Annotated in this window: 10 protein-coding genes; 5 read left to right on the forward strand and 5 right to left on the reverse strand. The window is 71.4% G+C overall.

Annotation, left to right across the window (positions count from 1 at the left end; genetic code table 11):
* Positions 1 to 109: 109 nt before the first annotated feature.
* The 5 genes from A4X17_RS09425 to A4X17_RS09445 all read left to right on the forward strand — a co-directional run bounded on the left by A4X17_RS09425 (position 110) and on the right by A4X17_RS09445 (position 9,566).
* Entirely contained in the window at positions 110 to 2,587 is a 2,478-nt protein-coding gene (locus tag A4X17_RS09425; protein ID WP_064295414.1) for a beta-glucosidase, read from the forward strand.
* Positions 2,584 to 5,409 carry a family 78 glycoside hydrolase catalytic domain gene (locus tag A4X17_RS09430; protein WP_064295415.1) on the forward strand — a complete coding sequence of 942 codons (2,826 nt, stop codon included), beginning with the start codon at positions 2,584 to 2,586 and terminating at the stop codon, positions 5,407 to 5,409. Before A4X17_RS09425 ends, A4X17_RS09430 begins: the two co-directional genes overlap by 4 nt.
* Before the next feature lie 90 nt (positions 5,410 to 5,499).
* Positions 5,500 to 7,242 (forward strand): DUF5605 domain-containing protein, encoded by a 1,743-nt coding sequence (locus A4X17_RS09435; RefSeq protein WP_064295416.1) that lies wholly within the window; start codon positions 5,500 to 5,502, stop codon positions 7,240 to 7,242.
* A gap of 226 nt (positions 7,243 to 7,468) precedes the next feature.
* Entirely contained in the window at positions 7,469 to 7,819 is a 351-nt protein-coding gene (locus tag A4X17_RS09440; RefSeq protein ID WP_064295417.1) for a hypothetical protein, read from the forward strand.
* 115 nt (positions 7,820 to 7,934) lie between these two features.
* Positions 7,935 to 9,566, forward strand: coding sequence for a beta-N-acetylhexosaminidase (locus A4X17_RS09445; RefSeq protein ID WP_064295418.1), 1,632 nt, complete (start codon positions 7,935 to 7,937; stop codon positions 9,564 to 9,566).
* 175 nt (positions 9,567 to 9,741) lie between these two features.
* Here A4X17_RS09445 and A4X17_RS09450 read toward each other — a convergent pair whose 3' ends face one another.
* From A4X17_RS09450 to A4X17_RS09470, 5 genes are read right to left on the reverse strand one after another with little or no spacing between them, the layout of a single operon-like run.
* Positions 9,742 to 10,242, reverse strand: coding sequence for a DUF2087 domain-containing protein (locus tag A4X17_RS09450; RefSeq protein ID WP_064295419.1), 501 nt, complete (start codon positions 10,240 to 10,242; stop codon positions 9,742 to 9,744).
* Between the two features lie 18 nt (positions 10,243 to 10,260).
* Positions 10,261 to 10,980, reverse strand: coding sequence for a 4'-phosphopantetheinyl transferase (locus A4X17_RS09455; protein ID WP_064295420.1), 720 nt, complete (start codon positions 10,978 to 10,980; stop codon positions 10,261 to 10,263).
* The gene (locus tag A4X17_RS19455; RefSeq protein WP_064295421.1) at positions 10,973 to 11,980 is read right to left on the reverse strand and encodes a hypothetical protein; all 1,008 of its coding nucleotides are present in this window, start codon (positions 11,978 to 11,980) and stop codon (positions 10,973 to 10,975) included. Before A4X17_RS19455 ends, A4X17_RS09455 begins: the two co-directional genes overlap by 8 nt.
* Positions 11,981 to 14,137 (reverse strand): MMPL family transporter, encoded by a 2,157-nt coding sequence (locus A4X17_RS09465; RefSeq protein WP_082916062.1) that lies wholly within the window; start codon positions 14,135 to 14,137, stop codon positions 11,981 to 11,983.
* Positions 14,134 to 18,837: a type I polyketide synthase gene (locus A4X17_RS09470; RefSeq protein ID WP_197479049.1), complete on the reverse strand. Its 4,704-nt coding sequence runs from the start codon at positions 18,835 to 18,837 to the stop codon at positions 14,134 to 14,136. The genes A4X17_RS09465 and A4X17_RS09470 overlap by 4 nt, the downstream gene beginning before the upstream one ends.
* Positions 18,838 to 19,024 lie beyond the last annotated feature (187 nt).

Consider the following 19,024-nt stretch of genomic DNA (forward strand, 5'->3'; position numbering starts at 1 on the left):
GCCAGGAACCTGGCCGGCCGGGCGCAGCACCCACACCATCCGGTCCCTGAGACCCACCATCCGGTCCCTGAGCTTGTCGAAGGGCCACCCCAGAACGGACCAACACCGCATGACCATCACCACTCCCCGGCACGCCGCCGTCACGAAGCCCGTCGACACCGCGGCGATCGACGCCCTCGTCGCCCGGCTCGACCTCGAGGAGAAGGTCGCACTCGTCTCCGGCGCCGACTTCTGGACCACGGTCCCGCTCGAGAAGATCGGCCTGCGCGCCATGGTCCTGTCCGACGGCCCGGCCGGCGTCCGCGGTCCGCTGTGGGACGAGCGCTCGCCGTCGATCAACCTCCCGTCGGCGACCGCGCTGGCGTCCTCCTGGGACCCGTCGCTCGCCTACCGATACGGCGCCGTCGCGGCGGCCGAGGCCCGCCGCAAAGGCGTCGACGTCGTCCTCGGCCCGACCATCAACCTCCACCGCTCACCGCTCGGCGGGCGGCACTTCGAGGCGTTCAGCGAGGACCCGGAACTGACCGGCTCGCTCGCGGCCGCCTACGTCAGCGGCCTGCAGGACAACGGCGTCGCCGCGACCCCGAAGCACTACGTCGCCAACGACTCCGAGACCGACCGCTTCACGGTCGACGTGCACGCGAGCGAGCGCGCCCTCCGCGAGCTCTACCTCGCGCCGTTCGAGCGCACGGTGACCGAGGCCGGCACCTGGGCGATCATGAGCGCCTACAACTCCGTCGACGGCGTCACGATGAGCGAGAACGACCTGCTGGAGACGCCGCTCAACTCGGAGTGGGGCTTCGACGGCGTCGTCGTCAGCGACTGGACCGGCGTCCGCAGCCTCGGCTCGGCGCCGGCGTCGCAGGACCTCGCCATGCCCGGTCCCGCTCCCGCATGGAGCGCGGCACTCGTCGAGGCCGTCCGCGACGGACGCGTCGCCGAAGCCGACGTCGACCGCAAGGTCGCCCGGCTCCTCGCCCTCGCGGTCCGCGTCGGCGCACTCGGTGACGAGGCGCTGGCACCGGCCCCGGTCGACGGGGTCGCCTTCTCCCGCGAGGCCGAGACCGAGGGCGTCGTGCTACTCGACAACGACGGCACCCTGCCCCTCGACGCGGCCACGCTCACCCGCGTCGCCGTCATCGGGCACAATGCCCGCGACTCCCGCACCCAGGGCGGTGGCAGTGCGACGGTCCTCCCCGAGCACACCGTCAGCCCCCTCGAGGGACTGCGACTCGCGCTCCCCGACGCGACGATCGACTACGCCGTCGGCGCGATCGTGCAGGAGGGTGTCGCCGAACTCCCGCTCGAGCGCCTCACCAACCCGCGCACGGGTGACCCCGGTCTCGTCGCCACGTTCCTCGACGCCGACGGTGCAGAGCTCTTCACCGAGGACCGCCGATCCACCGCGCTCGTCTGGTTCGGCGGCGACGCCCCGGTCACCACGGCGTCGCAGCTCGTGCTCACCACCACGTACACGCCCGACGCCACCGAGCAGCTGCGCCTCGGCTTCGCCACGGGGCTCCACGGTCGGCTCTTCGTCGACGGCGTCCTCCTCGTCGACGAGCAGCCCGTGGTCGTCGGGAACGATCTCGGCGCGGCGCTGCTCGCCCCGCCGTCGGCGACGGGTGCGTTCGCCGCCCTGGCCGACGTCGCCGTCGAACTCCGTGCGGAGTTCGACCTCTCCCCGAGCGAGAACGGTCTCGGCGCGATCAGCGTCACCGTCGGTCGCGCTCCCGACGACTCCGACCCCGACGCCCTCATCGCCCAGGCGGTCGAGGCGGCCCACGCGGCCGATGTCGCCGTCGTGGTCGTCGGCACGAACTCGAAGGTCGAGTCGGAGGGCTGGGACCGCAGCGACCTCACACTCCCCGGCCGTCAGGACGAGCTCGTCCGGGCCGTCGCCGCCGTGAACCCACGCACCGTCGTGATCGTCAACTCCGGCGCCCCGGTCCTGCTCCCCTGGAGCGACGAGGTCGCCGCCGTGCTCCTCGGTTGGTTCGGCGGACAGGAGATGGGCAACGCCCTGGCCGACGTGCTCCTCGGTGTCGCCGAACCCGGTGGTCGCCTGAGCACCACCTGGGCTGCAGCGCTCGACGACGTCCCGGTGCTCGACGTCACCCCGGTGGACGGCGTGCTCCGCTACGAGGAGGGCATCCACATCGGCTACCGCGCATGGCTCCGCTCGGGTGCCACGCCCGCCTACTGGTTCGGGCACGGGCTCGGGTACACGAGCTGGTCCATCGACGGTGGCGAGGTCTCGGGTGACGTCGCCTCCGGTGACGCCCGCGTCTCCGGGACCGCGACGAACACCGGTGACCGCGCCGGCAAGCACGTCGTGCAGGTGTACGCGGAGCGACCGGACTCCTCGGTCGACCGCCCCGTACGCTGGCTCGTCGGATCGGCCGTCGTCCGCGCGGGCGCCGGCGAATCGGTCGCCTGGGAGGTCGCGCTGCCGGCCCGGGTCTTCGCCCACTGGGCGGACGGCTGGCAGGTCGAGCCAGGCGACGTCACCTTCCGGATCGGATCGTCCGTCGTCGACCTCGTGCTCGAGCACGTCGTCACCATCGCGGCAGGGACGTCCCGATGACCGCGCACGTGGCGCGGATCGGTCGGCTGCGGGCGGAGACCCGTGACGACAGTCCCGCGGTCGCGACACCGACGCCACGGTTGAGCTGGACCGTCGAGACCGCTGGCTCCGGCTGGGTGCAGGCCTGGGCCGAGCTCCGGGACGGCAGTGGCGCCACGGCGCGTGTCGAGGGCCGCGACTCCGTTCTCGTCTCCTGGCCGTTCCCACCACTCGCGCCGGACGAGGTGCGCACCGTCGAGGTCCGTGCCGCGTCGACCGCCGGTGAGGAGACACCCTGGAGCGAGCCGATCGACGTCGAAGCCGCGTTCCTCGCCGACGGAGCCTGGGCCGCCAGCTTCATCGGTCTCGCGGCGCGCGGGCGTCCGGCGCAACCGATCCGGGTGCGCCGCACGTTCACGGTCGCCCAGCCCGTCCGTCGCGCCCGGCTGTTCTGGACCGCGCTCGGTGCCGCCGAACCACAGCTCAACGGGGTTCCCGCCTCGGAGGACGTCCTCTCCCCCGGCTGGACCGCCTACGGCGACCGCCTCGTGCACGAGACCGTCGACGTCACCGCGCTCGTCGAGCCGGGCGAGAACGTCCTCGCCGCGACCGTCGCCGGTGCCTGGTACACCGAGCGCTACGGGTTCTTCCAGTTCGCCGAGCGGATCTACGGCGACCAGCCACGCTTCGCCGCCCAGCTGCAGCTCGACTACCTCGACGGGACGACGGAGACGCTCGTCACCGATGCGAGCTGGTCGGCGGCCGACGGTGCCGAGCTCGTCGACAGCGGCATCTACGCCGGTGAGGCGATCGACACCACCCTGGCCGAACCCGGCTGGTCGACGACGGCGTCCGACGCGTCCACCTGGGCCCCGGCCCTCGTCGACGACGCTGCGCACCCGGTGCCGGAGGCCCGCATCGCCGCGCCCGTCCGTCGCATCGAGGAGCGCGCGGTGGCGGAGGTGCTCACCTCGCCGTCGGGCGCGACCATCCTCGACTTCGGCCAGAACCTCGTCGGCCGCCTCCGGCTCACCGTCGCCGGCCCGCGGGGCACGACGCTCACGCTCCGGCACGCCGAGGTCCTCGACGAGGGCGAACTCGCCCTGCGTCCGCTCCGCAACGCCGCGGCCACCGACCACGTCACGCTCTCGGGCGACGGCGAGCAGACGATCGAGCCGCGCTTCACCTTCCACGGCTTCCGTTACGCGCAGATCGACGGCTGGCCGGGCACGTTCGACCCGGCGTCGGTCACCGCCGTCGTCCTCCACAGCGACCTCACGCGGACGGGTTGGTTCTCCTCCTCGCACGAGCTGCTCGACCGCCTCCACGAGAACGTCGTCTGGGGCATGCGCGGCAACTTCCTGAGCATCCCGACCGACTGCCCGCAGCGCGACGAACGACTCGGCTGGACGGGTGACCTGCAGGTCTTCGCCCCGACCGCGAGCTTCCTCTACGACAGCTCCGCCTTCCTCGACTCCTGGCTGCGCGACCTCGCGCTCGAACAGGGACACCAGGACGGTGTCGTCCCGATGGTGGTCCCGGCCGCGCTGTCCGGCTTCGCCGGTGGCGGTCCGACCGCGGCCTGGGGCGACGCGGCGACCGTCGTGCCGTGGGTGCTCCACGAGCGCTACGGCGACCTCGGGATCCTGCGCGAGCAGTACCCGTCGATGCGCTCCTGGGTGGAGGCCGTCCTCCGGGTGAGCACCGACGGTCTCTGGTCGAACACCTTCCAGCTCGGCGACTGGCTCGACCCGAGCGCGCCGCCGGACCAGCCGGCGAAGGCCAGGGTCGACTCGGACATCGTCGCGAGCGCCTATCACGCGCGGTCCCTCCGGATCCTCGCCGACACCGCCGGGCTCCTCGGGGAGACGGCGGACGCCGAGCGGTACGGCGACCTGGCCGAGCGGAGTCGGGCGGCCTTCACCGCCGAGTACGTGACGCCCGCCGGCCGGATGATGTCCGACGCGCCGACCGCGTACGCCCTCGCCCTGCGGTTCGACCTCGTCGACGATCCCACCGTGCGACAGCGCCTCGCGGACCGCCTCGCCGACCTCGTCCGCGCCGACGGCTACCGTATCGGCACCGGTTTCGTGGGGACGCCGCTCATCACCGACGCACTCGCCGACGGCGGACACCTCCGCGCGGCCGGCCGCCTCATGCTCCAGACCGAGAACCCGTCCTGGCTCTCGCCCGTCACCAAGGGCGCGACCACGATCTGGGAGCGCTGGGACAGCCTGCTCGAGGACGGCTCGGTCAACCCGGGCGAAATGACCTCGTTCAACCACTACGCGCTCGGTGCCGTCGCCGACTGGCTGCACCGCACCGTGGCCGGCCTCGCGCCCGCGGCTCCCGGCTACCGTGAACTCCGGATCGCGCCGCGGCCGATCGATGGACTCGACCACGCCGAAGCCCGACATGTCACGCCCTACGGCGAGGCGTCGGTGGCGTGGCGACGCGACGGGTCCTCACTCCGCGTGTCGGCGGTCGTGCCGCCGAACACGACGGCGACGGTCGCGTTGCCGGGTGCCCCCGAGGAGACGATCGGGTCCGGTCGTCACGACTGGACGGTCGAGGTCACGGACGCCGGCTCGACTCCCGACGACATCACGCTCGGCCTCGACTCGCCGCTCTCCGAGATCATCGACCGACCGGCTGCGTACGACGCCCTCCTGCGCTCGGTGGGTGCCCACGATCAGGCCAAGGCCGACGACATCCGCCGCGGCACCCAGTGGAGTCGCGGTCGGACCGTCCGTCAGCTCCTCATGTTCACGCCGCCGTCGATGCTCGACGAGGTGGACGCGGCGCTGGCTGCAGCCACTCCGGCACCAGGAGTTGCGCGATAACCCCCACTCGACCGTTCCACGTGCAACACTCGCACCGCCTGCACCAGTAGCACCCCGCCGCCGACCCGCTCGGCCGATCACAGGAGATCCATGTTCGACCGCAGTTCCGCCTTCGGAGACGTCATCGAGAGCCCGGCGGGTCGCACCGTCCTCGAGCAGTTCCTGCCCGGCATCGCCGCATCGCCGATGGCCAAGCAGTTCCGGAGCATCCGGCTCGGGCAGCTGTCGGCGATCGTGCCCGAGCTCCAGGACGACGCGGCGAAGGATCGTCTCTGGGCGGCGCTCGCACAGGTCGACGACGGTCCCGAGGCCCGCGCACCCTACGGCGCCGCGATCGAGCCCGCTCTCGACTACGAGGGCGAGGACGTCCAGCGCGGCTCGGCGACCCTGACGGTCCCCGGCGACGTCCCGCAGTACGGCGTCGTGGAGATCCGGCTGGACGGGCCGTCGCACGGCAACCCGTTCGTCGACGTCGAACTCGGCGCGACGTTCACGAACGGTGCACGCGAGCTCACCGTCGGCGGGTTCTACGACGGCGACGGACGGTACCTGGTACGGCTGCTCGCCGAGGAGCAGGGCGAGTGGTCGTTCACCACGAGCTCGACCGCCCGCTCGCTCGACGGCGTCGCCGGCACGTTCACCGTGTCGGCCGCGGCGACAGGCAACCACGGACCGGTGCGCGTCGACGGCTTCCACTTCGCCCACGCGGACGGCACCCGCCATCGCCCGCTCGGCACGACCGCCTACGCCTGGACGCACCAGCCCGAGGAACTGCAGGAGCAGACGCTACGCGCCCTGGAGGCCGCACCGTTCACGAAGATCCGCATGTGCGTGTTCCCGAAGTCGTACCTCTACAACGCGAACGAGCCGGAGACGTTCCCCTTCGTCGGCTCGCTCGCCGACGGGTTCGACCACGAGCGGTTCGACCCGGCCTACTGGGCGAACCTCGAGCGCCGCATCACCCAGCTCGGCGCGCTCGGCATCGAGGCGGACCTCATCCTCTTCCACGCCTACGACCGCTGGGGCTTCGCGGACCTCGGTCCGGCCGTCGACGAACGGTACCTCCGCTACGCCGTCCGCCGGCTCGCCGCGTTCGCGAACGTGTGGTGGTCGATGGCGAACGAGTACGACCTGCTCTGGGCGAAGACGAACGACGACTGGGAGCGGCTCGCGACGGTCGTCGGCGCGGAGGACCCGCACGGCCACCTCAACTCCATCCACAACTGCCAGGGGTTCTACGACTACACCAAGCCGTGGATCACGCACTGCAGCGTGCAGCGCGTCGACGTCTACCGGACCGCGGAGAACACCGACGCCTGGCGCGAGCAGTGGGGCAAGCCGATCGTCATCGACGAGTGTGCCTACGAGGGCGACATCGACCAGGGCTGGGGCAACATCACCGGCGAGGAGATGGTGCGACGGTTCTGGGAGGGTGCGATCCGCGGCGGCTACGTCGGCCACGGCGAGACCTACCTCAACGACCGGGAGGAGCTGTTCTGGTCGAAGGGCGGGCCGCTCATCGGTTCGAGTCCCGACCGCGTCGCGTTCCTGGAGCGCATCTCGGCGGAGTCCCCGACGGGCGTCCTCGACCCGCTGCCCGGCGACTGGGACGTGCCGTGGGGCGGGGTGGCCGGCCGCTACGTCATCGGCTACTTCGGCTTCAACCGGCCGCGGTTCCGCAACGTCTTCCTCCCCGAGGGCGAGTTCCACGTCGACGTGCTCGACACCTGGAACATGACGGTCGAGACCCTCCCCGGCACCCACACCGGTACCGTCCGGGTCGACCTGCCCGGTCGGCAGTTCATGGCGGTCCGCCTCCGCCTCGTGGAGTAGGCGCCCCGACCGCGGAGCCGAAGCCCTCCCCCGGTCACCAAGTTACTTCCCCCGGTCACTGAGCCACACTCCCCCGGTCGCTGAGCCTGTCGAAGTGCCGAGCAACCCGCCCCGCCACACCGTCTCCACACCGTTGACACGTTTGTTCGGCCCCTTTACAGTTGTCGGGCATTGACGCAACCCCCGTTGCAACATGCGCAATCGCCCGACGACTGGAGAGCGGCCCATGGATCACGGCACCTGCACCATCCTGCTCGACGGCGTCCTCCGCGGCACCGCTCTCACCGCCCTGCTGCCCACCTGGGTGACCGGCGGTGGCGGCGACGCCGTCATCGACCGCCTCCGTGACGACGCCGTCGTCGACGAACTCGAACGGGCCTTCGCCGAGCCGCCGTTCGACGAGCGCGTCGACTGGTCCGCTGTGCGCATCGCGCAGGTGTCGCACCCCGACCTCCGCGAGCTCGTCGGCCGTAGCATCGCCGAGCTCGCCGCCGAGGCCGGTCAGTCACCGCTCACCGTCGTCTCGGATACGCTGATCGCCGACCGCCTCACCACCCTCGTCGACCGTCCGTCCTGACCTCCACCATCCGGGACCGTTCTCAGGAGTCCTCCGGCGTGTCACCGGGTTCCCGGCCAGCCGCGCCGCGGATGTCCTGAGAACGGCCCATCAGCACTCGAGGAGAGAACCACCGATGCTTCCACTGCCCGTGTCCATCCAGCAGCACGACGGCGCCTTCACGCTGAGCGAGACGACCGGGCTCGGCGGTGACCGCCGCTTCACGGCCGCGACCCGCTGGTTGCGCGGGGTGCTGCAGACATCGACCGGGTTCGACCTCGACGCACGGATCGACATGCGGACCGACAGCATCGCGTTCATCCACGACGACACCGTCGCGGCCGGCGGCTACCGGCTCGTGGTCGACGCGGACGGTGTGCGCATCGTCGCCGCCGACGCCTCCGGTGCGTTCTCCGGTGCGGTGACCCTGACCCAGCTCCTCCCACCGGCGGTCAACCGCCGTGCGCTCGTCCCCGGCGTCGACTGGACCGTCCCGGCGACGACCATCGACGACGCCCCGCGCTTCGGCTGGCGCGGCGTCATGCTCGACGTGGCACGGCACTTCCTCCCCACGTCCGACGTGCTGCGGTTCATCGACCTCGCCGCGCGCCACAAGCTCAACGTCCTCCACTTCCACCTCACCGACGACCAGGGCTGGCGGATCCAGATCGACGCCTTCCCGAAACTGACCAAGGTCGGCGGGTGGCGGACCGAGAGCCAGCACGGTGCAGCGCGGCACGCTCCCGGCGACGGCCGCCCGCACGGCGGCTTCTACACGAAGGACGACCTGCGCGAGATCGTCGCCTACGCCGCTGAGCGGTCCATCACGGTCGTCCCCGAGATCGACCTGCCCGGCCATGCGCGAGCGATCATCGCCGCGTACCCCGAGCTGGGCGTGCCGGACGTCGCGCAAGACGCGGACGAGCCGTCGGTCTGGACGAGGTGGGGGATCAACGAGGCGATCCTCGACATGGGCGAGGAGACGGTCGCGTTCTTCCGCACCGTGTTCGACGAGGTCATGGAGCTGTTCCCGTCGACCTTCATCGGCGTCGGTGGCGACGAGGCGAAGAAGACCCGCTGGGCGGCGAGCGCTCGGACGCAGGCCCTCATGGCCGAGCGTGGGCTGGACACCGTCGAAGCGCTGCAGGCGTGGTTCATCCGCCAGCTCGAGGCGCACCTGTCAGCCGCGGGCCGGCGCCTGTACGGCTGGGACGAGATCCTCGAGGGCGGCGGATTGCCGAAGGACGCGACTGTCGCCTCATGGCGCGGCGAGTTCGGTGCGGTCGCCGCCGCACGACAGGGCTACGACGTCATCGCCTGCCCGGACGACCGCGTCTACCTCGACTACCGCGAGTCGGAGCTCCCGGGTGAACCGATCCCGGTCGGGCCGCCACTGACGGTCTCGGAGGTGTACACCTTCGAGCCCGTGCCGGCGGAGCTGACGGAGGCGCAGGCCGAGCACATCATCGGGGTGCAGGCGAACATCTGGACCGAGCACATGGACTCCGCCCGCGTCATCGACTACCAGGCGTATCCGCGACTGTGCGCCCTCGCCGAGGTCGCCTGGGTCGGCCGCGAGCGCGACCTCGCGGGCTTCGAGGGACGGCTGCAGCAGCACCTCGCCCGCCTCGACGCCCTCGGGGTCGAGTACCGCCGCGCCACTGGACCGTTCCCGTGGCAGGAGCGTCCCGACGCCGAAGGTCGGCCGTCCACCCGCGAGCAGCGGGCCGCTCTCGTCGCCGAACTCACGAAGGACATCCGCGCCTGACGCAATCGGTCCCGGGCACTGAGCCTCACCCCGGTCCCTGAGCCCCCATCCCGGTTCCTGAGCCTGTCGAAGGGCAGCCCCACAAGACCCCCGTGGGCACTTCGACAAGCTCAGAGACCGGAACAGGTCCGACCTCGCGCGTGCCGGTCCCTGAGCCTGTCGAAGGGCGGCTGACTCAGGTGACGAGCGCGTACTCGGTCCCCGAGCGCGTGCGCTCGACGAGCTGTGCGTCCACGAGGTACCGCCGAAGTACCGCGACGTCGTCGTGGAACGCGGACAACCGCTCGTTGATCTCAGCTTCGTCGACCACCTCGTCCGGCTGGAGCGCTGATGCCGCGACCCGCTGCAAGAGCGCCTGCCGCTCGTCCGGATTCGACGGGTACTGCGCGATCCGTCCGTCAACGAGGAAACGGTCGACCCCTTCGCGCTTCGGCGGTGCGGCGGCTGCGAGCAGGTCTCGGAACACCTCGCCCGAGACGCGCCCGCCGTCGTCCAGCAGGCCCGCCCGAGACAACGTCTGGACGCTCTGCTCGGCCCGTCGCACAGCACGCTGGGTGGCGCCGAGGTCGGGCTCCTGCCCGAGGGCGAGTTGTGCGTACACCGTCCGGGTGTCGTCGTTCGCGAGGGCGGCGGCCACTGCGCGCCAGTCGGTCGTCGTCTGTTCCTCGTCCGGCATGGCCCCTCCTCCTGCGGTCTACGACATCGTCCTCAACGGTACCCGCGCGGACCGGATCAGCCGGTCCCCGTCCTGTCGCCGCGAGACCGGAACGATGACGACGCTGCAGAGGTGGGTGCCCACCACCGACCATCGGCCGGCGAAGGTGCGCGGCGTGGTCGGGCCGGCCGGCGCGACGACCCGCGCATCGAACGAGCCCCGATCCGGGTGGATCACGACCTCACATGCCGTGTAGTCGACCCATCGCCCGGTGAGCGGGTACCACGCCTTGAAGACGCTCTCCTTGACGCTCCACAGCACGGCGCCCCACGCGACGGCCGGATGGCTCGAGGCGAGTCGCGCGAGCATGGACGCCTCACTCCCGCAGACGATCGTCGCCGCGACGGCGGGACGGATGGGCCGGTGCACCTCGACGTCGATCCCGATGGCGCTCGCGACGCCGACGCGACCGACGGCTGCGATCGTGAAACCGGGGCAGTGCGAGAGACTCCCGACGAAGCCGGCCGGCCAGACCGGTTGCCCGCCCTCCCCCGTCGGGATGTCCGTGGAGCGCTGGCCGAGCATCGCGAGTGCCGCCCTGGCGCAGTCGCGCGCCGAGCGGGATTCGGCGCTGCGACCAGCCGAGGTCGGACGGGCCCGGAACGGCCCGGATGCGGTGCCGACGGACGCCGAGACGACGACGCCCGGCGGCACCTGCATCCGGAGAGCGTCGACCACCGCGGCTGCGGATTCAGCCACCCGAGCGACGCGGGGACGCCACGCGCGCCGTGGGATCGGAGGCGGGGATGCCGACTCGGAACCAGGCGACGAGCTGCTCGTCCCGGGCGACGTTCCAGCGTTCGTCGAGCACGGCCCGGGTCTCCGGACAGTCGAGCGGCGCGCTCTGCGGGTGCACGTACAGGCCGTGGCGCTGGAAGCCGAGCCAGAGCCGGGTGAGCAGTCGCCCCGCGGCGAGTTCATGCCGGGCCCCGGTGGGTCCAACGACACCGAGGACGGCGCCGGAGCCCTGGGTCGCGGAGGCCGACATCCTCGCCAACAACCCGGGCAGCCCGACGCCGCGAAGCGCGCGGAACACCCGCGGGCTGATCAGCGTCCGCAGGCCGGCTCGTTCGACCGTCGACAGCACGAGCATCGCGTCGTTGAGGCCGTCCTCGTCGTACCGCGGATGTCTTGGTGAGAGCCTGGTCCACTGATCGAGCTCGGCGACGATCGCCCGCTCGCCGAAGAACCACCGGTTGGCTCGCACGAGGATCGGGCGCGCGTCCCGGGTCGGCATGGAGACGAGCCGGAAACCCCTGCGCTCCGCCTCCACCGCGGCCTCCTGGAGGAGGTCCGGTCCGGGAGCGCCGTCCCGCCATCGCCCTCGCCAGACGCGTCGTCCACGGACGTCCGCCGAGGAGAACCTCGTCCGGTAGCCCTCCGGGTGGCGCGAGAACCGGCCGACCTCATCGGTCTCCGCGTCACCGCCGGTTGCAGCCTCGAAGCGCAGTCCGACACCGGCGGAGGCCGCACAGATGAGGAGTGACTCGACGAACGCCCCGAACGACAACATCGTGTCGCGTCCTCGCGGATCGCTCGCGCCGAGGGTGCGGGTGCCATCCCGGCGGAGGACGAGTTCGTCGCCCTGAGGGTCCACGACCCACGGCTGCGTGTTGTGGGCGTTCGCCGCGCGAGCCGCCTCGGACACGAGCGCCGAGAGGTCGTCATCGGCCGACAGGCCGCTGAACCGCGAGTCCATTCAGTCCTCCGTGATCCCGATGCGGCGATGGATCGCCGCGAGCCACCGCGGCGCCCACCAGTTGTATCGCCCGGCGACGCGCATGAAGACCGGGACGAGCACGCCGCGGATCAGGATGGCGTCGATGAGGATCGCGATACCGGTTCCGATGCCGAGCATCTTGATGATCGACACTCCGGAGGTCGCCATGGCGAAGAACGACACCGCGAGGATCGCCGCTGCGGCCGTGATGATCGGACCGCTCGCGCCGAGTCCGCTCCGCACCGCCTCCGCGAGATCGCCCGTGGCACGGAACCGTTCCTGGATCCGAGCGAGGAGGAACACCTCGTAGTCCATCGAGAGCCCGAAGGCGATGCAGAACAGCAGGATCGGGATCGAGATGGCGATGGGCGACGGGGTGAAGCCGAGCACGTCCGACAGGTTGCCGTCCTGGAAGAGGAACACGATGACGCCCAGGATGCCGACCAGACCGACCACGTTCAGCACCAGCGCCTTGATCGGGAGCAGCACGCTCCCCGTGAACAGGAAGAGGATGATCAGCGTCATGAGCGCGATGGCCGCGGCGGCGAACGGCAGACGCGCCGAGATGGAGTCACCGATGTCGATCATCTGCGCCGCGAGGCCACCGACCAGGACGGTCGAGGCGGCTCCAGGGTCCACCGCACGGACGTCGCGGACGAGCTCCGAGCCCTCGGGCGAGTACGGGACGACGTCGGTCGCGACCTGCAGCCAGAGCGCCGAACCGTCGCGGAAGTGCTGCTCCGTCCGCGCGTCGGCCGGGGCCACGAGGCGTCCGTCGACGAAGCTGCCGAGGGACGTCGTGACGGCCTCGACGCCCGTGATCGAGGAGAGTTCGGCGGCGTACTCGTCGAGCTCGCGGTCCGTCCCCGCCCAGTCCTCGGTGACGACGGAGACGGCGTCCGCCTCGGCGACGTCGAAGTCGGACCGCATGATGTCCGCCACGACACGACTCTCGGCGCCGGCGGGGAGCACTCGTTCGTCGGGCACCCCGAACTCCGCGTGCGCGAACGGCGCGGCCATGGCGATGAGCAGCGCGATCACGGGCACCGCCAACCACGGACGGCGATACGTGTGGTCGCCCACCCGGTACCAGAACCGGCCCTCGGCCCCGGCCGGGCGGCGGGAGCGCAGACGGCCCCAGTCGATCCGGCGACCCAGGAGGGTGAGGGCGGCGGGCAGCAGGACGACCGCGCCCACCACGGAGCAGGCCACGATGACGAGTCCCGCGATGGCGAACGAGCGCAGGAAGTACTGGTCGAACAGCATCAGGGTGGCGAGCGCCGCGGCGACGACGACGCCGCTGAACACGATGGTCCGGCCGGTCGTCCGCCGAGCGATCCGCAACGCCTCCTCGTCGGTGGCTCCGCCCGAGCGTTCGTCCCGATAGCGGGTGAGGAACAGCAGGCAGTAGTCGATGGCGAGTCCGAGGCCCAATGCGGTGACGAGGTTGACCGCGAACAGGGAGACCGAGGTGAGCTGCGCGACCACGTTCAGCAGGCCGAGGGAACCGAGGATCGTGACGCCCGCGACGCCGACGGGCAGCAGCGCGGCCACCACTCCACGGAACGCGAAGAACAGCAGCACGAGGGTGATCGGGATGGCGATCGTCTCCGCGACGATGATGTCCGTCTTGACCTGCGCGTTCAGGTCGTCGTTGATCCCCGCGATGCCGCCGAACCGGACCGTGGCCGACGTCACCTCGTCGGTGATCGTCCCGCGGAGCGCGGTGGTCGCGCGTTGCACGGTGTCCTCGTCTCCGGCGAGCGCCACGAGCACGACGCCGCGGTCGGTGCCGCTCCGCAGCTGCTCCGAGTCGGCGTAGGAACCGGTGACGCTGGCGCCGTCCACCTCGTCCACAGCGCCGACGATGTCGTCGAGCGCCTCCCTGCCGGCGGCGCTGTCGAGTCCGTCGGAGACGTCCACGACGAGGACGAGTTTCGGGTCGCTGCCCGGAAACCGGTCGGCGAGCACGTCCGCTGCGGCCACGGAGTCGGACTGCGGGTCGTCGAACCCGCCCGTTTTGAGGTTGTCGAGGACGTCGGCCCCCGCGATGCCCGCCACGATCGCGAACACCAGGCCGATCAGGAGCGTGATCACCGCCCGTCGTCTGGGTGTCGTTCTGGAGTGGTTCGTCATGCGGATACCTTCATGTCGTGGGTGATGCGGTTGAGTTCGGATGCCGTGATGTCCACGACCCGCTGGATCTGCTCGGTGGTGTGCTCCGCGGTGATGAAGAAGCGGAGCCGCGCCTGGTCGTCCGGCACGGCCGGGTACAGGATCGGGTTGACGCTGAAGCCGTGGTCGAAGAGCGCCGTCGCCAGGGCGAGTGCCCGTTCCGAGCTGCCGACGATGCACGGCACGACGGGCGAGTCGGCGCTGTCGCCGATGTCGATGCCGGCGGCCCGGGCCGTCTCGCGGAAGCGGTCGGCGTTCTGCCGCAGGCGGCTGAGGCGCTCGGGCTCGTCGCGCATGAGCCGGAGGGCGGCGAGTGACGCGGCCGCGTTCGCCGGGGTGATGCCGACGCTGTACACGAACCCGGGCACGGAGTACTTGAGGTAGTCGATCGCGGCGGCGGTGCCACCGACGTAGCCGCCGCATCCGGCGAGCGACTTCGACATCGTGCCGGACCAGAGGTCGATGTCCGAGCGGTCGACGCCGAAGAACTCGCCGACCCCGCCCCCGTTGGCGCCCACCGTTCCGATGCTGTGCGCCTCATCGACGAGCACCAGTGCGCCGTGCCGCCGCTTCAGCTCGATGAGCTGCGGGAGCGGCACGAGATCGCCGTCCATGCTGTAGACGCCCTCCACGACGATGAGGACTCGGCGGAACCCGCCGCGGATCGCGCTGAGGAGCTCGTCGAGCGCGTTCACGTCGTTGTGGGGGAAGGACCGCCGGGTGGCTCCGGAGAGTTTCGCCCCCTGGATGATGCTGTCGTGCGCGAGGCTGTCGTGGACGATGAGGTCCCCCGGCTCCACCAGGTGCCCGATGACGCTCACGTTCGTCGCGTGGCCGCTCACCAGGGTGAGTGCCGACTCCACCTGGAGGAGGTCGGCGAGCTCCTGCTCGAGCTCGGCATGGATCGGGCGCTCACCGGACAGGAACCGGCTGGCGGACACCGAGCTGCCGTATCGGGCCACGGCGTCGGCGATCGTCTCGGCGACCACGGGGTGGCCGGTGACACCGAGGTAGTTGTAGCTCGAGAAGCTCACGAGCTGGGCGTCGCCGATCGTCGTCGTGGCGTCGATGATCCCCTCATGCAGCAGGAAGTAAGGGTTGCGGTCCGTCTGCTGCCGGCGTTCCCGCATGGCGACCGCCTCCGGGAAGCACTCGATGCGGGCGTCGGCCTCGGTCCATCGGGTCGGGCGGTCGGCCGGCGCCGGGGAAGCAGCAGCCACCGGGTTCGTCTCGACCCGCGGGAGCCGGTGCTGCGGCTCCTCGGCGAACGGGTGCAGCAGGGAGCCGACGCCGTCCAGCACCTGCTCGACGGTGGGCCGTCCGGCGAAGCGCTCGCCGAGCTGGGCGGGGGTCGGCAACGATGGCCACTCCGTGTGCAGCTGGGTGATCAGCTCACGCATCATCAGCGAATCGAATCCCAGCTGCTCGACGAGGTGCATGTCGGGCCGGATCAGATCCAGCGGGAACCCGCTGATGCGCGACACCATGCCGAGGATGACCGCGTCGGATTCGGCACGATGCGACCGGGAGGCTGCGAGGCCCATCCGGGCGACCACCTCCGACTGCGGCGAGCCGGGTTCCGTCGACCAACGGAACGGATTCGTCGACGCGGGCGCATGTCCGGCCTGCCCGGAACCCTCGATGAGGCTCAGCTGGCGGTTCATGAGGGCGAGCAGTCCGGGCAGGTGGTCGGCCTGGGCGTCGGCGGCTCGCGGCTGGATCGGCGGTCCTGCCGACGGTCGTCCGGCGAGGGGGGAGGACGGCAGGTCGTGAGGGTTGTGGTGCATGGAGTGGGGATCCTGTTCGACGGGGGAGGGTGGTCGGTGCGGCTCGAATGTGGGTTCTCGGGGTGTGGCCGTCGGGGCGGCGGCGTCCGGGCGGACGACCCAGTACGGCTCGGTCGGCAGCGGCGCGATCGGCAGCGCCACACCCGCGGTGTCTGGTGGGACGAGCGATGCCAGGTCGAGGTCGGCGCCCAGCACCGTCAGCCGACCGATGAGTCGGAGGAAGGTCGCCGCGTCGTCCGGCGCCGACGCGCTGCTCGGGATGACGTGTACGTCGGGCGCGTCACCCAGGGAGCGTCGGACGGACCCGAGCAGCGCCGACCCCCCACCGATCTGGACGTAGACGCCGACGTCGGATGCGGACGCCGACTCGATCGCCTCGCGGAACCGCACCGTGGAGAAGACGTTCTCCTCGAGCTGACGACCCAGCTCCTCGCCCGTCTCGACCGTGCGGCCCGTCACGGTCGATACGAGCTGCACCTGCGGCGCGCGAGGCCGGAACCGCGACAGGTCCGCCACGAGGGCCGGCCGGATCGGCTCGAGCAGAGGCGAGTGGAACCCGGTGGCGACGCGCAGGGGTTGAGTCGACACCCCGTGCTCGACGCACCGTTCCGCGACGGCTCGCAGGGCCTCGCCGGTTCCACTCACCACCGTCTGCCGGGGATCGTTGGCGGCCGCGATCCACGCGTCGTCGATGCCGCTGACGAGCGCTGCGACCTGCTCGGCGTCGCAGCCGAGGGCCGTCATGCCGTCGCCGGGTCGCGTCGCAGCGGATCGCATGTGGTGTCCTCGGACCGCGGCCAGCCGCACGGCGTCGGGCGCATCGAGCGCGCCCGCCGACGCCAGGGCGGGAAGCTCGCCGACGCTGTGCCCGAGGACGAGGTCGGGCTCCACGCCGATCTCGCGCAACAGCGCCACAGTGGCGAGCGCCGTCACCGCGAGCGCGGGTTGGCAGACCTCGGTGGACGTCAGACGGTCGATTCCGGAGGGGGTGTCGGCGTCGGCCGCGGAGAGCGCCGCGAGCACATCGACCCCGGTCTCCTCGAGCACCTGCTCGTTCAAGGTCTCGGCCGCTGCACGGAAGGCGGGGAATCGATCGAGGAGGTCCGACTGCATCCGCGGGGTCTGGCTGCCCTGCCCGGGGAAGACGAAGGCGATCCGCCGAGCGGCCTCGTCGACATGGACCCCGGTGCAGACGTCCGCGGAGATCACCCCGGTGGTTCCGTGGGCGAGCTGCTCCAAGGCGGCCGACAGCCCGGAGATCAGCTCGGCGGCGGTGCGGCACACGATCGCCAGACGGGTGCTCGCGAGCGCCCGAGAGTTCAGGGTCCGTGCGAGGCCGGCGATGGACGGTGCGTCGGCGGCCTCGAGGACGGCGAGGACCGCACGAAGGTGCTCGCCGAGCAGCGTGAGGTCGGCGGCCGAGAACACGAGGAGGTGCGGGAGCGTTTCGTCGGCCGGTCCCCCAGCGGCACGCCGACGGACTCGACCTGCTCGCGTCGGCGGTGATTCGAGCACCACGTGCGCGTTGGTGCCGCCGAACCCGAACGAGCTGACGCCGATGAGGCCCAGACCGTCGTCGCCCGGGTCGATGGTGCGGGAGGCGAGCGCCAGGCGGCCGTCTCGGAGCGCCTCGGAGTGCGCCTCCGAACGCAGACGGGGCTGCCCGGGGACGGCCTGATGCCTCGCCATGAGCGCCGCTTTGACGATGCCGGCGATCCCGGCCGCCGCCATCGTGTGCCCCACGAGCGCCTTCACGGCCGTGACCGTGGCGGTCCGGCGCGGCGATGCCCCGAGACGACGCAGCGCCGCCAGCGATTCCAGCTCGGTGCGGTCGCCCACCGGGGTGGCCGTGCCGTGCGCCTCGACGACGCCCAGGTCGGCGGGGTCGGCCGCGGCGTCCTCGTAGGCCCGGCGGAGCGCCGCCAGCTGTCCATCCGTCGTCGGCGTCATCGGCCCTTCGGCCCGGCCGTCGTTGGACACCCCGGAGCCGCGGATGACCGCATAGACGTCGTCGTGGTCGTCGATGGCGGCCTCGAGCGGTTTGACCACGATCATGCCGACGCCCTCGCCGAGGAGGAATCCGTCGGCATCGCCGTCGAACGGTCGGCACACCCCGTTCCGTGACAGTGCACCGATCCGCGAGAAGGCGACCATCGCATCCGGGACGAGGCTCAGGTTGACGCCGCCGACGAGCGCCGCCGAGCACTGCCCGGATCGGATGGCGGCGACCGCCTGGTGCAGCGCGACGAGGCTGCTGGAACAAGCGGCGTCGACGGCGAAGCTCGGGCCGCCGAGGTCGAGCGTGCTGCTCACCAGCGCCGGCCCCATGTTCGGCAGGCACCCGGGCATCGAGAACGCGTGGAACGGACGCACGCCGGCGACGCGCGCCGCCATCGCCGCCCCGAGGTCCGCTGCGGCGGGCTCGGGATGGATGGAGTCGTCGCCGAGGAACTTCGCCCGGATGCGGAGGGAGGTGAGTTCGCGGTAGTCGTTCGCAGCCATCCCGACGAACACGCCGATGGACGACCGGTCGACACGACGACGTTCGAACCCGGCGTCGATCCAGGCGGCTCGCGCAGCCTCGAGGAGCAGGCGATGTTGCGGGTCCATCGCGTGCGCCCGGCTGGGCGGGATGCGGAAGTGCCGCGCCGCGAACTGCTCGACGTCGTCGATGAAGGACCCCTGGTCGGAGTAGGCGTGATGCACCGCTCTGGGGTCGTGCGGCGCGAAGAAGGTGGCGTGATCCCATCTCGAGCGCGGGACGGCGGAGCCGCTGCGTCGGGCCGCCAGGATGTTGTGCCAGTACTGGTGGGCGTCTGCCGCGCCACCGAAGCGGGCGGACAGGCCGACGATGGCGAGTGGTCGAACGGGCACGACGAGAGAACCTCCGAGGGTGTTGATCGCGGATGGAACGAGGGGGCAGGTCGGCATGTCGACGACTCCGAGCGGAGTGGGTCGAGGTCCAGGGGCCGCCTCGCGGTGAGGAGAGCCGGCCCGTGGGCACGCCACAGCTCGACTGTAGTCATCTGAAACATCAGGTCGGATGCTCGTTCAGGATCTG

This window comes from Plantibacter sp. H53 (assembly GCF_001650455.1).
GTDB classification, from domain to species: Bacteria; Actinomycetota; Actinomycetes; order Actinomycetales; family Microbacteriaceae; genus Plantibacter; species Plantibacter flavus_A.

Bases quoted from the DNA above. Each gene is read 5' to 3' on its own strand.
- A4X17_RS09425 (WP_064295414.1), top strand. From the start codon at position 110: ATGACCATCACCACTCCCCGGCACGCCGCCGTCACGAAGCCCGTCGAC.
- A4X17_RS09430 (WP_064295415.1), top strand. From the start codon at position 2,584: ATGACCGCGCACGTGGCGCGGATCGGTCGGCTGCGGGCGGAGACCCGT.
- A4X17_RS09435 (WP_064295416.1), top strand. From the start codon at position 5,500: ATGTTCGACCGCAGTTCCGCCTTCGGAGACGTCATCGAGAGCCCGGCG.
- A4X17_RS09440 (WP_064295417.1), top strand. From the start codon at position 7,469: ATGGATCACGGCACCTGCACCATCCTGCTCGACGGCGTCCTCCGCGGC.
- A4X17_RS09445 (WP_064295418.1), top strand. From the start codon at position 7,935: ATGCTTCCACTGCCCGTGTCCATCCAGCAGCACGACGGCGCCTTCACG.
- A4X17_RS09450 (WP_064295419.1), bottom strand. From the start codon at position 10,242: ATGCCGGACGAGGAACAGACGACGACCGACTGGCGCGCAGTGGCCGCC.
- A4X17_RS19455 (WP_064295421.1), bottom strand. From the start codon at position 11,980: ATGGACTCGCGGTTCAGCGGCCTGTCGGCCGATGACGACCTCTCGGCG.
- A4X17_RS09465 (WP_082916062.1), bottom strand. From the start codon at position 14,137: ATGACGAACCACTCCAGAACGACACCCAGACGACGGGCGGTGATCACG.